The organism is Pseudomonas sp. R4-35-07, assembly GCF_003852235.1.
Classification (GTDB): domain Bacteria; phylum Pseudomonadota; class Gammaproteobacteria; order Pseudomonadales; family Pseudomonadaceae; genus Aquipseudomonas.
In genome coordinates, this window is record NZ_CP027732.1 from 3,939,243 (window position 1) to 3,953,342 (window position 14,100).

The following is a 14,100-nucleotide window of genomic DNA, read 5'->3' on the forward strand; positions in this document are numbered from 1 at the left end:
ATGAAACCTAACGCTGCGGCATATAGCCAACGCTTACTCAAGGGCCAGGCGCCGACCTACGAGCGCCTGCAGGCCCGGCTTGCCGAAGACGGCAGCGCCCAAGGCCCCGACCCGATTGCCGTGCATTGCGGCTGGGGCCGCTTGCTGATCGGGCATACCTTTCCCGACCCCGCCAGCCTTGCCCAGGAGCTGCTCAACGAGCAGCCCGGCGAGCGTGACATCGCGCTGTATGTAGCCGCACCCCAGCAGATCCTGGGGATCGATCCGCAGCAGCTGTTCCTCGACCCTTCCGACACCCTGCGCCTGTGGTTCAGCGATTACCGCCCGGCCACACGGGTGTTTCGCGGTTTTCGTATCCGTCGGGTACAAAGCGAGGCCGACTGGCAGGCGGTGAACCTGCTGTATCAGGGACGCGGCATGCTGCCCATCGACCCCGAACGCCTGACCCCGCGCCATCAAGGTGGCCCGGTGTACTGGCTGGCGGAAGATGAAGACAGCGGCGCGGTGATCGGCAGCGTGATGGGCCTGAACCACCAGAAAGCCTTTCACGATCCGGAAAACGGTTGCAGCCTGTGGTGCCTGGCGGTAGACCCGCAATGCACACGCCCCGGTGTGGGTGAAGTGCTGGTGCGCCACCTGGTGGAACACTTTATGAGCCGTGGCTTGAGCTACCTGGACCTGTCGGTGCTGCATGATAACCGCCAGGCCAAGAGCCTCTACGCCAAGCTCGGTTTCCGCGCGCTGACCACCTTTGCGATCAAGCACAAAAACGGCATCAACCAGCCGCTGTTTCTCGGCCCTGGGCCACAGGCGGGGTTCAATCCCTATGCGCGGATCATTGTCGAAGAAGCCCATCGGCGCGGTATCGATGTGCACGTGGACGATGCCGATGCCGGGCTGTTCACCCTCAGCCATGGCGGGCGCCGCGTGCGTTGCCGGGAGTCGTTGAGCGACCTGACCAGCGCCATCAGCATGACCTTGTGCCAGGACAAGAGCCTGACTCACAAAGTGCTCAAGGCCGCCGGTTTGCAGTTGCCTTCGCAACAGTTGGCAGGCAGCGCCGATGACAACCTGGAATTTCTCGACGAGCACCAACGCATCGTGGTCAAGCCGCTGGATGGCGAGCAGGGCCAGGGCGTGGCGGTGGACCTGCGGACTATCGAGGAAGTACAAGCGGCGATTGAAGCGGCGCGCCAGTTCGACAGCCGAGTGCTGCTCGAAAGCTTCCACGAAGGCCTGGACCTGCGCATCCTGGTGATCGGCTTTGAAGTGGTCGCCGCCGCGATTCGTCGCCCGGCCGAAGTGATAGGCGATGGTCAGCATTCGATCCGCGCCTTGATCGAAGCCCAGAGCCGGCGGCGCCAGGCCGCCACCGATGGCGAAAGCAAGATCCCGCTGGACGCGGAAACCGAGCGCACCCTGAAAGCCGCCGGGTATGACTACCACAGCGTCCTGCCGCGCGGCGTGCAACTGGCCGTGCGTCGCACCGCCAACCTGCATACCGGCGGCTGCCTGGAAGATGTCACGGCGATCCTGCACCCGACCCTGGTGGACGCCGCCGTGCGCGCCGCCCGTGCGCTGGATATTCCCATGGTCGGCCTCGACCTGCTGGTGCCCGCCGCCGACCAACCCGAGTACGTGTTTATCGAAGCCAACGAGCGGGCCGGCCTGGCCAATCATGAACCGCAACCTACCGCCGAGAAGTTTGTGGATTTGTTGTTTCCGCACAGTCAGCCGGCCACCTGACCTCTGATCGTTCCCACGCTCCGCGTGGGAATGCCTCAAGGGACGCTCCGCGTCCGCTGTTGTGACGCAGAGCGTCACGGGCTGCATTCCCACGCAGAGCGTGGGAACGATCGCCCTCAACCCATCAGGAGTTTCCATGACCCGAACCATTCCCGAACCGGATCTCGCCTACCTGCAGAAAGTCCTGCTGGAAATGCTCGCCATTCCCAGCCCCACCGGGTTTACCGACACCATCGTGCGCTACGTCGCCGAACGCCTGGAAGAACTCGGCATCCCGTTTGAAATGACCCGGCGCGGCACGATTCGCGCCACCCTCAAGGGCCAGAAGAACAGCCCTGACCGCGCCGTCTCCGCGCACCTGGACACCATCGGCGCCGCCGTACGCGCGATCAAGGACAACGGCCGCTTGACACTGGCGCCGGTCGGCTGCTGGTCGAGCCGTTTTGCCGAAGGCAGCCGCGTCAGCCTGTTCACCGACAACGGGGTGATTCGCGGCAGCGTGTTGCCATTGATGGCCTCCGGGCACGCGTTCAACACCGCCGTGGATGAAATGCCGGTGAGCTGGGACCACGTCGAATTACGCCTGGACGCCTACTGCGCGACCCGCGCCGACTGCGACTCCCTGGGGATCGGCATCGGTGACTACGTGGCGTTCGACCCACTGCCGGAATTCACCGAAAGCGGTCACATCAGCGCGCGTCACCTGGACGACAAAGCCGGCGTCGCCGCCCTGCTCGCCGCGCTCAAGGCAATCATCGACAGCGGCGAACCCTTGCTCATCGATTGCCACCCGCTGTTCACCATCACCGAGGAAACCGGCAGCGGCGCGGCCGCCGCCCTGCCCTGGGATGTCAGTGAGTTCGTCGGTATCGATATCGCCCCGGTCGCCCCCGGCCAGCACTCCAGCGAACACGCGGTGAGCGTGGCGATGCAGGATTCCGGTGGGCCTTATGACTATCACCTGTCACGGCATTTGCTGCGCCTGGCGGCGGATAACGACCTGCCGGTGCGCCGTGACCTGTTCCGCTATTACTTCAGCGATGCGCATTCGGCGGTGACCGCCGGGCATGACATCCGCACGGCCCTGCTGGCGTTCGGTTGCGATGCCACCCACGGTTACGAGCGCACCCATATCGACAGCCTGGCGGCCCTCAGTCGTCTGCTCGGTGCCTACATCCTCAGCCCACCGGTCTTTGCCAGCGATGCGCAACCGGCCCAAGGCTCCCTGGACCGCTTCAGCCATCAGATCGAGCATGAGACGCACATGGAGAGCGATACCCGCGTGCCGTCGGTGGACAGCCTGGTCGGCCAGAAGTCCGACGCCGACAACAGCTGATACTGGCAACCAAGGTCCTGGCGCAGTAGCATCGCCGGGACCTGACACCTGAGGCTTGTATGCTGATTCCCTACGACGCGCTTGAAGTCGACACCCTGACCCGCCTCATCGAAGATTTCGTTACCCGCGATGGCACCGACAATGGCGACGACACGCCGCTGCAAACCCGCGTATTGCGCGTACGCCAGGCCTTGACCAAGGGCCAGGCGTTGATCGTGTTCGATCCGGACAGCGAACAATGCCAGTTGATGCTCAAGCACGACGTGCCCAAGCACCTGTTTGACTGACGGAGAGGCTAAGGGTTAGGCGCCGGATGAGCGGCGCCGGCCTGGCGTTCGAGGATTTTGCGGTAGACCTCGGCGCGATGCACGCTGATCCCTACGGGCGCTTCGATGCCGAATTTCACCTGGCGTCCGTTGATTTCGAGAATGTGCAAGACGATGTCATCGCCGATGGCGATGGTTTCGCCTACAACACGGCTTAAGACCAGCATGGCGGGTGTCCTTTTCGAGTGTCTGGCCCCCGACCTTGCTCGCTTGAAGCGTAACCAGCAATGGCACGCGGCCAAATCAGGCGTCACCTACATGGAGAGGTAATTTACCTGACAGACCGCATCCGAATCAGGCTTTGGTAGCCTGCGCCTTGGCGCGCATTTTGTCGGCCATCAGCGTCATCTCGTCATACAGCAATTGCGGGTTTTTCTGTTTGAGCGTCCACGCCATCCGTCCCTGCTCGTGGGGCAGAATCATGAACTCACCGGCAGCCACGCGCTGATAAATGTAGTCGGCGATCTGCGTCGCCGAGATCGGTGAACTCTCGAGCAACTTGCCCACCTGCGCCTTCATTGCCGGGGTCGGCCCACGGAATGAATCGAGCAGATTGGTCTGGAAAAACGACGGGCATACCACATGCACGCCGATTTCCTGCTGCTTGAGTTCCACCAGCAGACTTTCCGACAGCGCCACTACACCGGCCTTGGCCACGTTGTAGTTGCTCATGGCCGGCCCCTGCATCAGCGCGGCCATCGAGGCGATGTTGATGATGCGCCCCTTGCTCTTTTCCAGCAGCGGCAGGAACGCCTTGCAGCCCTTGACCACGCCCATCAGGTTGATTGCAATCTGCCAGTCCCAATCCTCGAGAGACAGCTCGGCAAAAAAACCACCGGAGGCCACCCCGGCGTTATTGACGATGACATCGATGCCGCCAAGCTTCACCTCGCAGGCCTGGGCGAACGCGGTGAGCTGGCTGTAGTCACGCACATCGCAGCGCTGGGTGAAACCGTCGCCACCGGCTTCGCGCACCAGCCTGAGGGTTTCCAGCAGGCCGGGCTCGCTGACATCCGACAAGGCCAGCTGCCAACCCTCGCGGGCCCAGCGCAGAGCGATTTCACGACCCAGGCCGGACCCGGCGCCAGTGATCATCATGCGGTTTTGCATAGGAAGTAGCCTTGTGGTTCACCAGAGGAGTGACCGGCAGTGTAGCGAAGGTTTTTGCCGCGCCCACGCACCATCAGAGTGATGAATGCCCCAGGCAAACCGCGGGCTCGGTCGGATGCGCGCGCATAGCCTAAGTTCAATATTTTTCAACTAACTTGATGTATTTGCGCGGGTGTTAAAAGAAATAAGCGAGCAACCAAATTGCTTTAAAAAAATACGGAATTTTCTGTGAAGTGACAGAGTCGGAGTTGTTAAGCCGTCCATAATCAAGTGGACGAGACTCCCGCTGAATAACCGGTCTTTACGCAAGGCCTATAAGGAATAAAACCATGAGCCTGATCCTGATCATTATCCTGATTCTACTGTTGGTCGGCGGCCTGCCAGTGTTCCCGCACTCGCGTAACTGGGGTTATGGCCCGTCGGGTATCTTGGGCGTAGTGCTGGTCGTTCTGCTGGTGCTGTTGTTACTCGGCAAGATATAAACGCTGCGTACGCAGATAAAAAAAGAGGCCTCGATTGAGGCCTCTTTTTTTTGCCGATGCGTTAGTCCGGCTTACCGTCTATGACGCCTGCGGTGTTATCCAGCAGGCTCTTGGTGGCGGTTTGCAGGAACGACTCGAGCTTCTGCTTCAGCGCCGCTTCGTCGGGCGATTCGGCGATTACTTTGCCGGTCGGGTTGGCGCCCAGTTCGTATTGCCACAGTTTGGGTGGCATTTCCTTGGGCAAGACCAGCACACGGTCAGCCGTGAGCAGGGCGACGGTCTGGTCGCTGCCCGACGGTTTGATCACGCCGAAGCCTTTGTCGCCTTCCGGCAGGTTGAGCAGGTCGCGGCCCCAGCACTGGTGCAGGGTGTCACCGCCCAGGCGGCCCATGATGGTCGGGACGATATCAATCTGGGTGCCCACGGTGTGGTCACGCTCGCCGAACTTTTCCTGCATGCCCGGCGCGATCATCAGCATCGGTACATTGAAACGGCCCAGGTCCATCTCGGTGATCTGCTGCTCGTTACCGAAGCCGTGGTCACCCACCACCACGAACAGGGTTTCCTTGAAGTACGGCTCCTTGCGGGCCTTCTCGAAGAACTGGCCCAGCGCCCAATCGGAGTAACGCATGGCGGTCAAATGCTCGTTGAGGCTGCCACGGTCAGTGACTTTCTCGACCGGCAATGGCGTCGGCAAGGCGTACGGCGTGTGGTTGGACAGGGTTTGCAGCAGCGCGTAGAACGGCTTGCCGCCTTCGCGGGCTTTCAGTTCTTCCAGGCCACGGTTGAACATGTCCTGGTCGGAAACGCCCCAGGTCGGGTCGGAAAACACCGGGTTGACGAAGTCATTGCGGCCAATGAAGTTGGTCATGCCCTGGTTGCTGAAAAAGCCCGACTGGTTGTCCCAGGCGAAGTCGCCGTTGTACACATACACATCATTGAAATCACGCGCGCTGAGCAACTGCGGCAGGCCCGACAGCTTGTGGCTGCCTTCGGGGGTCTGCATCAGGTATTCGAAGCCCGGCAGGTTCGGGAAGCAGGCCATGGTGGCGAACATACCCTGGTGGGTGTGGGTACCGTTGGAGAAGAAGCGATCGAACAGCAGGCCTTCCTTGGACAACTTGTCGAAGTACGGCGTGATGTTACCTGGACGACCCAGGGCGCCCACCGAGTGACCGGCGAAGCTTTCCATCAGGATCACTACCACGTTCTTGATCGGCAGGGTCTTCTCGGCCGGTGGCGTGGAATCACGGCGCACGGCAGCGGTGTCGGTATCCACCAGTTTTTCGCTCGGCAGTACCAGCATGTCCCGCACGGTCTGGGTGGCCAGCGGTTGCTCCAGGGTGGCCTTCCAGATGTTGGAGCGATCTTCGGAGAAGCGCGACTTGGCCGCAGCGATCAGCGACAGCGTGCCATTGAGGCCAAGCTGGTTGGCGAAGTTCGAATCAGTGGTGTAGACATCCCCCCAACGCAGCGGCGGACCCTGGCGCAGGGTGCCGCGGATGGCGACCACCGCGACCAGCAGGCACACCACGAACACGGCGATGCGGCTGTACCACGGCGCCACCGGGCGCGTGCCGATGCTGCCGCCACTGAACGGGCCACGCGGGCGCGTTGCGCGGTCGGCGCCCTTGAAGGCCATGCTCAGGATCAGCGTGCCCACGGCCCAGGCCAACAGGTAACGCACCACCGGGAATCCGTACCAGAGCATGCTCATCACGGTTTTCGGGTCTTCCTTCACATACTGGAAGACCAGGCCGTTGAGGCGCTGGTGGAACTCACGGTAGAAGTCCATCTCCATCAGGCCGAGGAACAGCGCAATGCTGGACGCGACGGTCAACCACAAGCGGAAGAACCCACGCGCCGCCATGGCCCGTACGCTGAACAACGCCAGCAGCAGCGGGATCAGCAGGTACATCACCAGGCGGATATCCAGGCGCAGGCCATTGGCGAACGCTTCCAGGAAGGTCGAGGCCGGTGTGTCGAGGATCATCTCGCGGTTGTAGACCAGCAACGCCAGGCGCAGCAGGGAGAACATCACCATCATGACCAGTGCGCAAAGCAGCGTGTACGCCAGATGGGATTTGACGGTCGGTTGCAGCAGGCGATTTGAAGCGCGCGGCTGATTCAGGGCGTCCGGGTTTGCCATGTCGTTTTAGGACCCATTGGAAGTTGAAGTTGCGAAATAATGCAGTGGCGTCCGTCCCTCGCCCAGGCTGGCCGGGGTGGGCGGTTAACGCGGTGGGGCAAATGGTGCCCGATCAACGGCATCAACGCTATAAATTACTGAGCGAGCGCCGCCGCCGTGCCTTTATGGGCACTCGGGGGATAGAGCCTTGGCAGCGGAATAAAGCGGGCGAATTGTCTTGGATGGGATGTGAAAATTTCGTGCAGCGAATATTTCGACACACAAATCTCTCAAACACACCGGAGGGAAATGTGGGAGGGGGCTTGCCCCCGATGGCGGTGGGTCAGCACTGGATAGAGTGACTGTCACTACGCCATCGGGAGCAAGCCCCCTCCCACATTATTGTGCTCACTTTGGATTTGAAGTGAGCGAACGATCAGATGCGCACGTTACCTCGCGGCCCGGCGATCGCCCAGATGATCAGGCCCAGTACCGGCAGCAGCAGGATCAGCAAAATCCACAGCACCTTGGCGCCCGTGCTCGCGCCGCTTTTGAACACGTTGATGATCGCCCAGATATCCAGCGCGAGGATGATCAGGCCAATCAGGCCGTTGAAAGTGGAACCCATGGTGTCGCTCCTAAGTGAGGGCATGCCCTTGTAGGATAGTCAGCCCTGGCCGGGGTTCCGTTTTATTTCAGACGTGTACGGCAATCTTCAGGGCTTCCAGCGACGGTTCGGCCTGGATGCCGACCTCGGCGCACAGCTCCAGCACGCGCGGCAGGTCATTGCCGAACACCAGCACGGCCTGGATTTCGTCATCGAGCAACTGGCTGAAGTTGAGCAGCACATAGCCGCCGTCTTCCGGGCTCAGGGCGCTCATTTGGATCTGGATGCGGTTGAGCGCCGTCAAGTCTTCGGTCTTCGCCAGTTGCTTGGGCTTGAGGTTGAACGCCACGCCCGGACCAAACGAGGCGACGATCTGGGCAAACAGGTCGGCGTAGGTGTCGGCCTGGAACAGCACGGTGTCCGGCAGGCTGCCGATTACTACCCACTCCCCCAGCGGAATCGGGAAGGTGTCGTCGTAGTTGATATCCGGATTGGCCGCCAGAAAAGCCGCAGGGTCCGCGTAGGCCTGAGCTGCTTCGTCGGCGATACGCACCACCTCGTCCTCGGCCATGACGCCGGCGCTGATTTTGCTGATGAGTTCGACGAGAACGGTTTTCATGGGATGGTCCTGTGGCGGGCGGGTTTTCGAGGGCGCGTAGCCTACACCAGTTTTTGCAACAACGCCGCCGTATCCACGGCCCCCATGGTCTGCGCCGCGGCCAGCGCCGTCGCGCCCTGGGCGTCGGTAGCCTTGGGATTGGCCCCCTGGCCGAGCAGGTATTCAAGCATTTCGACGCGGTTGAACATGGCCGCCATCATCAGTGCCGTGCGCCCATCTGAAGAAGCCGCTTCAACCGGGGTTCCGCCTTCGATCAGTGCCTTGACCACGTGCAGGTTGCCCTTGAAGGCCGCACCGGCAATCGGCAGTTGGTTCTTATCGTTGGCAATCAACGGATCGGCCTTGAACTCCAGCAACACTTTTACCGCCTCGGCATGGCCGTGGTAGGCCGCAAGCATCAGCAGCGTGTCGCCGTTGTGATTACGGAAGTTGGCCGGCAAGCCTTTGGCCAATAGCGCTGCGAGCATGGCGGCGTCGCCTTTGCGGGCGACGTCGAAGACTTGCTCGGCGAATTCGGCGGCTTCGTCTTCGGTCATCTGTTTGGGCTGAGTCGACATGTAGGGCTCCTGTGTAATGCTGTATATGGCGCCCAGTGTCGCGATGGAGTTCCCGGCTGTCATGGCTTTTTTGTCAAAAATGCCGATAGGCACAATCAATAGCGAACGTGGTGCCAGCCCTTCTTTAGCTGTACACGCGGGATTTAAACTGAGTCGTCTCCCGATTAGCGCCTGCGGCCTGAATGGAATTTATCCGCGAAACCCACGGTCATAATCGGTAGGGAAAACGCATTGCGCGTAAAAAGTAACCAGTTGGATAACGCAAAATGCAGGATGCACGATAGCCCTTCATGCAAATTGCACGAAAACGAAAATCCTGAAAAATTATAACTTATTGATTTACAAGTATTTTTTAAGACGCTCAATACTGGCACAATCACTGCACCTATCACTCCATGCTTGCCCACTTGAGCCAATGGAGCTGATAGACATGAGCCTGATCCAAGATAAATTCGCTTCGGTATTTTCCAACTACGACGTCACCACCCAGCCACGTCCGGACGGCGGCATCCTGTTGACCCTGCGCAACAGCGAAGGCAAGCAGGTCAAACGCTCGATCTCGTATCAGCAGTTGCACACCGCCGACCAGCTCACTTGGGTGATCAGTGCGATCCGCCGCGACCTGGCCGAACAAGCCAGTGAACTGCCGCAAATTTCGATGCTGCAAAGCCAGAACCGCTTTGCCTTGCCGACCTACCACTCGGCATAAGCTTCACCCAGCTAAAAAGGGCTGCGACGCCGTTGAGCGTCGCGGCCCTTTTTTATGCCGTCAGCACAGGCCCTGGCGCGCCGCCTCATTCATCGCCTGCACGCGGTTATTCACATCGAGCTTGCCGTAGATATTGCGCAGATGGAATTTGACCGTAGCCTGCGAGGTGCAGCGAATCCTGCTCATCTCCCATATGGTCTTACCTTCGGAGGCCCACCGCAGGATCTGCAGCTCCGTCTTGGTCAGGGGCTTGCCGAGTAAACTCAAGCGTCTTCTGATAACCGTCGGTACAACGTCCGGAAAAACGTCCGTCAAAACGTCCAACGGCTGAGATAACTCCTCGGGGCGATTCATTACTTTCTCCTTTTTTTATATGCTGATGCGCTGTCACCCTTCGGATTCTTCCTATAGACAGCGACATAAACATTGAACGAGGAGAGAGTTACATAACTGGCGAAATGAGAGAGCAAGGCCGAGGATAAACAGCCAAGCCCTACATGTATTCAGGCTTCTTCCCACAGCACATTCCAACGTGCCGGGGTTGAACATCTAAAAGACTTGTTTTAGTCGTCCAGCTTGGCAGCGTCACGGGCGATGTCATTACCGCTCAAGGTCGGCACCGAACCCTCTGCGGTGTTGAACATATGCAGCGCAACAAAATGCGGGTTCTCGCCCATGTCGAACCAATGGGGCGTGCCAGCGGGCACGATCAGCAGATCGTTCTTCTCACACCGCACGCCGTAGACATAATCGCCAATGCGCAACGAGAACAATCCCTGGCCCGCGATGAAGCCGTGCGCTTGATCTTCACGGCAGGTGTGCTCGCTCAGGCGTTCGGCCGGCAGCGCGTCTTTATGGGGATGATCACCGGTCACGCTGATCACCTTGACGTGGGCGTAGCCAAGCGCTTCGATCTGTGACTGATACGCCGCAATCATCTGCGCCTCGCTGGCGCCCTTTTCCAGCGCGGCGGGCTGCCAGCGCTCAAAGCGCACGCCTTTTTCGGCCAGGGTCGATTGAATGTCGTCGAAGTAGGTCAGCACTTTGTTCGGAGTGTCGGGTGTAGCGAGGGGGTAGACAGCGACGTAGCTCATTGCATGGCTCCTTGGTTCGGCTCTTGCAATCGAAGGCCAATGATAACGGCGGCGGCCAGGGCCGCGATGCTGGCGATACTGAAGGTGAGGGTCGGGCCCAGCAGGTTCCAGCTATAACCGGCATACAGCGCACCCAGCGCACCACCGGTGCCGGCCAGCGCGGCGTAAAGCGCCTGGCCCTGGCCTTGCTGGCGATCGCCGAAACTGCGCTGCACGAAGGCGATGGCCGCCGCGTGGAAACTGCCGAACGTGGCGGCATGCAGCACTTGCGCCAGCAGCAGCACCCAGAAAAATTCGGCAAACGCACCGAGCAGCAACCAGCGCAGTGCCGCCAGCAGGAAACTGGCCAGCAGCACCCGGCGCACGGAGAAGCGCGTCAGGATGCGACTCATGGCCAGGAACATCAACACCTCCGCCACCACCCCGAGCGCCCACAGCAGGCCGATCACGCCACGGCTGTAGCCCAGGTGTTCCAGGTGCAGCGTGAGGAAGGTGTAATACGGGCCATGACTCATCTGCATCAGCGCCACACAGGCATAGAAGGCCGGCACGCCGGGGCTGCGCAATTGGCGGATAAACCCGTCACCGGCCAGGCGCTTGCCGTGGCTGGCGGGCTGCGCGTTCGGCACCCACAGGCTGGCGCCGATGATGCCGGCCATGATCACCACGACCACCACCGGGTAGATATCCACGCTCAGCCAGTCGAACAGGCGGCCCATGATCACGACGGTGAGGATAAAGCCGATGGAGCCCCACAAGCGTATCTGGCTGTAGCGCGAGGTTTGCTGTTGCAGGTGAGCCAGGGTGATCACTTCGAACTGCGGCAGTACCGCGTGCCAGAAGAACGCGTGCAAGGCCATGACCAGGGCCAGCCAGGCGTAAGTCTTGCTGACGAAAATCAGCGAAAAACTCAACAGCGTGCACACCGCGCCAAAGCGCACGATGGCCAGGCGTCGCCCGGTGTAATCGCCCAGCCAGCCCCAGAGATTGGGCGCCACGCACCGCATCAGCATGGGGATGGCCACCAGCTCGCCGATACGCGCGCTGGAAAAGCCCAGATGATCGAAGTACAACGCCAGGAATGGCGCCGTCGCCCCGAGCAGGGCGAAGTAGAACAGGTAAAAGCTGGAGAGGCGCCAATAAGGGAGGGCTGTCACCTTCAGCCCTTCACAGCTGGCCCAGTACCGGCGTACTCACCTGCACATCAGCGTTTTGCCCGCGATTGCGCAGCAGATGGTCCATCAACACGATGGCCATCATGGCTTCGGCAATCGGCGTGGCGCGGATGCCGACGCACGGGTCGTGGCGGCCTTTGGTGATCACGTCCACCGGGTTGCCATGCACATCGATCGAGCGGCCCGGCGTGGTGATGCTCGACGTGGCCTTGAGCGCCAGGTGCGCCACGATCGGCTGGCCCGAGGAGATACCGCCGAGGATGCCGCCGGCGTTGTTGCTGAGGAAACCCTGCGGGGTCATCTCATCGCGATGCTCGGTGCCGCGTTGGGCCACACAGGCGAAACCGGCGCCGATTTCCACGCCCTTGACCGCATTGATGCTCATCAGCGCATGGGCCAGTTCGGCGTCGAGACGGTCGAAGATCGGCTCGCCCAAGCCCGGCTTGACGCCCTCGGCCACCACGGTGATCTTGGCACCGACCGAGTCCTGATCGCGGCGCAACTGGTCCATGTAGGCTTCCAGTTCCGGCACCTTGTCCGGGTCGGGGCAGAAGAACGCATTGTCTTCGACGCTGTCCCAGGTCTTGAACGGGATTTCAATCGGGCCGAGCTGGCTCATATAGCCACGGATGACGATGCCCTGGGTTGCCAGGTATTTCTTGGCGATGGCACCGGCCGCCACGCGCATCGCGGTTTCGCGGGCCGAGCTGCGGCCGCCGCCACGGTAGTCGCGTTCGCCGTATTTGTGATGGTAGGTGTAGTCGGCATGGGCCGGGCGGAACAGGTCCTTGATCGCCGAGTAGTCCTTGGACTTCTGGTCGGTATTGCGGATCAGCAGGCCGATGGCGCAGCCAGTGGTGCGGCCTTCGAACACACCGGAGAGGATCTCGACTTCATCGGGTTCCTGGCGCTGGGTTGTGTGACGGCTGGTGCCGGGCTTGCGCCGGTCCAGATCACGTTGCAGGTCTTCCAGAGACAGCTCGAGGCCGGGCGGGCAGCCGTCGACAATGGCGACCAACGCCGGGCCATGGCTTTCGCCCGCGGTGGTGACAGTGAACAGCTTGCCGAAGGTATTGCCGGACATGCAGGGCGCTCCGTGAAGTCAGTTGAAACAAGTCAACCGTAATAACTTAAGGCGGCCAGTATACGCAGGCTAACCGACTAGTTCATCCTCGAAACCTTACCGGTAGACGTTGGTCCAACCGGCACCTCTCCAATGATGGCGCGATGATGCTGCGAGTTTTGCTGTTCACCCTCACCTTGTTTACCGTCGCGGCCCAGGCCGCCTCCCCTGTCGTACTCCAGCGGCCGATCAGCCTGGACACCGGCAGCGGTGAGCTGTTTGGCTCACTGCTACTGCCACAGTCCGACCGACCCGTGCCGGTGGTGCTGATCATCGCCGGCTCAGGCCCTACCGACCGCAACGGCAACAGCGCCGACGGCGCGCGCAACGACAGCCTCAAGCGCCTGGCCTGGGTGCTGGCCCGGCACAATATCGCCAGCGTGCGCTATGACAAACGCGGCGTGGCCGCCAGCCTTGCCGCGACCCCTAATGAACGCAACCTGACCCTCGACGCCTACGTGTCCGACGCCGTGGCCTGGGGCAAGTTGCTCAAGGCCGACAAGCGCATGGGCCCGCTGATCGTGCTGGGCCACAGTGAGGGCGCGCTGGTCGCCGCCCTCGCCGCGCCGCAGTTGAGTCCGGCCGGGGTGATTTCCCTGTCCGGCAGTGCTCGCCCGGTCGACCAGGTGATTCGCCAGCAACTGGCCGATCACCTGCCCCCGGCCCTCCTGCTGCGCAGCAACGAAATTCTCGACCACCTCAAGGCGGGCCAGGTGGATGCCGATGTGCCGCGCCCGCTGGAAGGTATCTTCCGACCCAGCGTGCAGCCTTATCTGATCAGCCTGTTCCGCGCCGATCCGTCGGCGGCCTTTGCACGGCTGACCATGCCCGCCCTGATCATTCAGGGCACCAACGACATCCAGGTCGGCGTCGGCGATGCCCAGCAGCTGAAAAAGGCCAAGCCGGATGCGCAGTTGACGGTGATCGAAGGCATGAACCATGTCATGCGCATCGTGCCCAACAACGTCAAGCAGCAACTGGCGTCCTACAACGACCCGAAATTGCCCCTCGCCGCCGAACTGGGCGAGCGGATAGTGCGCTTTATCGACGGACTTGCTCCCCGTTAAGCGGCTATTGGCCTCCAGTCC

The 14,100-nt window shown here is 61.2% G+C and carries 16 protein-coding genes; 6 read left to right on the forward strand and 10 right to left on the reverse strand.

Features of this window, described 5'->3' with window-relative positions; genetic code table 11:
• The 3 genes from ngg to C4J89_RS17910 all read left to right on the forward strand — a co-directional run bounded on the left by ngg (nucleotide 1) and on the right by C4J89_RS17910 (nucleotide 3,369).
• Nucleotides 1-1,746 (forward strand): N-acetylglutaminylglutamine synthetase, encoded by a 1,746-nt coding sequence (gene ngg, locus C4J89_RS17895; protein WP_124415198.1) that lies wholly within the window; start codon nucleotides 1-3, stop codon nucleotides 1,744-1,746.
• 136 nt (nucleotides 1,747-1,882) lie between these two features.
• Nucleotides 1,883-3,082: an osmoprotectant NAGGN system M42 family peptidase gene (locus C4J89_RS17905; RefSeq protein ID WP_124363698.1), complete on the forward strand. Its 1,200-nt coding sequence runs from the start codon at nucleotides 1,883-1,885 to the stop codon at nucleotides 3,080-3,082.
• A gap of 59 nt (nucleotides 3,083-3,141) precedes the next feature.
• Nucleotides 3,142-3,369, forward strand: coding sequence for a YheU family protein (locus C4J89_RS17910; RefSeq protein WP_124363699.1), 228 nt, complete (start codon nucleotides 3,142-3,144; stop codon nucleotides 3,367-3,369).
• Between the two features lie 8 nt (nucleotides 3,370-3,377).
• Here the strand turns inward: C4J89_RS17910 and csrA are convergent, their stop codons facing one another.
• Both csrA and C4J89_RS17920 read right to left on the reverse strand, forming a co-directional pair.
• Nucleotides 3,378-3,575 carry a carbon storage regulator CsrA gene (csrA, locus tag C4J89_RS17915; RefSeq protein ID WP_124415199.1) on the reverse strand — a complete coding sequence of 66 codons (198 nt, stop codon included), beginning with the start codon at nucleotides 3,573-3,575 and terminating at the stop codon, nucleotides 3,378-3,380.
• A 127-nt stretch (nucleotides 3,576-3,702) separates the two neighbouring features.
• A complete protein-coding gene (locus C4J89_RS17920) occupies nucleotides 3,703-4,518 on the reverse strand; it encodes an SDR family oxidoreductase (protein WP_124415200.1) in 816 nt (271 codons plus the stop codon).
• A 329-nt stretch (nucleotides 4,519-4,847) separates the two neighbouring features.
• On the opposite strand from C4J89_RS17920, the gene C4J89_RS17925 reads away from it, so the two are divergent.
• Nucleotides 4,848-5,000: a DUF3309 family protein gene (locus tag C4J89_RS17925; protein WP_003192767.1), complete on the forward strand. Its 153-nt coding sequence runs from the start codon at nucleotides 4,848-4,850 to the stop codon at nucleotides 4,998-5,000.
• A gap of 61 nt (nucleotides 5,001-5,061) precedes the next feature.
• On the opposite strand, the gene C4J89_RS17930 is transcribed toward C4J89_RS17925, so the two are convergent.
• The 4 genes from C4J89_RS17930 to C4J89_RS17945 all read right to left on the reverse strand — a co-directional run bounded on the left by C4J89_RS17930 (nucleotide 5,062) and on the right by C4J89_RS17945 (nucleotide 8,911).
• Entirely contained in the window at nucleotides 5,062-7,149 is a 2,088-nt protein-coding gene (locus C4J89_RS17930; RefSeq protein ID WP_124415201.1) for an LTA synthase family protein, read from the reverse strand.
• A gap of 415 nt (nucleotides 7,150-7,564) precedes the next feature.
• Nucleotides 7,565-7,756 carry a PLDc N-terminal domain-containing protein gene (locus C4J89_RS17935; RefSeq protein ID WP_003172956.1) on the reverse strand — a complete coding sequence of 64 codons (192 nt, stop codon included), beginning with the start codon at nucleotides 7,754-7,756 and terminating at the stop codon, nucleotides 7,565-7,567.
• Between the two features lie 67 nt (nucleotides 7,757-7,823).
• Entirely contained in the window at nucleotides 7,824-8,354 is a 531-nt protein-coding gene (locus tag C4J89_RS17940; RefSeq protein WP_124415202.1) for a hypothetical protein, read from the reverse strand.
• A gap of 41 nt (nucleotides 8,355-8,395) precedes the next feature.
• Nucleotides 8,396-8,911, reverse strand: a complete 516-nt coding sequence (locus C4J89_RS17945; protein WP_124415203.1) for an ankyrin repeat domain-containing protein — start codon at nucleotides 8,909-8,911, stop codon at nucleotides 8,396-8,398.
• 430 nt (nucleotides 8,912-9,341) lie between these two features.
• On the opposite strand from C4J89_RS17945, the gene C4J89_RS17950 reads away from it, so the two are divergent.
• Nucleotides 9,342-9,620 carry a DUF3509 domain-containing protein gene (locus tag C4J89_RS17950; protein WP_003172952.1) on the forward strand — a complete coding sequence of 93 codons (279 nt, stop codon included), beginning with the start codon at nucleotides 9,342-9,344 and terminating at the stop codon, nucleotides 9,618-9,620.
• Nucleotides 9,621-9,680: 60 nt separating this feature from the next.
• Here the strand turns inward: C4J89_RS17950 and C4J89_RS17955 are convergent, their stop codons facing one another.
• From C4J89_RS17955 to aroC, 4 genes are all read right to left on the reverse strand, one after another.
• Nucleotides 9,681-9,974, reverse strand: coding sequence for a response regulator transcription factor (locus C4J89_RS17955; protein ID WP_124415204.1), 294 nt, complete (start codon nucleotides 9,972-9,974; stop codon nucleotides 9,681-9,683).
• A gap of 209 nt (nucleotides 9,975-10,183) precedes the next feature.
• A complete protein-coding gene (locus tag C4J89_RS17960; RefSeq protein ID WP_124415205.1) occupies nucleotides 10,184-10,714 on the reverse strand; it encodes an acireductone dioxygenase in 531 nt (176 codons plus the stop codon).
• Nucleotides 10,711-11,871 carry an MFS transporter gene (locus tag C4J89_RS17965; RefSeq protein ID WP_124415206.1) on the reverse strand — a complete coding sequence of 387 codons (1,161 nt, stop codon included), beginning with the start codon at nucleotides 11,869-11,871 and terminating at the stop codon, nucleotides 10,711-10,713. Before C4J89_RS17965 ends, C4J89_RS17960 begins: the two co-directional genes overlap by 4 nt.
• 10 nt (nucleotides 11,872-11,881) lie before the next feature.
• Entirely contained in the window at nucleotides 11,882-12,973 is a 1,092-nt protein-coding gene (gene aroC / locus C4J89_RS17970; RefSeq protein ID WP_124363708.1) for a chorismate synthase, read from the reverse strand.
• Between the two features lie 143 nt (nucleotides 12,974-13,116).
• On the opposite strand from aroC, the gene C4J89_RS17975 reads away from it, so the two are divergent.
• Nucleotides 13,117-14,079, forward strand: coding sequence for an alpha/beta hydrolase (locus C4J89_RS17975; RefSeq protein WP_124415207.1), 963 nt, complete (start codon nucleotides 13,117-13,119; stop codon nucleotides 14,077-14,079).
• Nucleotides 14,080-14,100 lie beyond the last annotated feature (21 nt).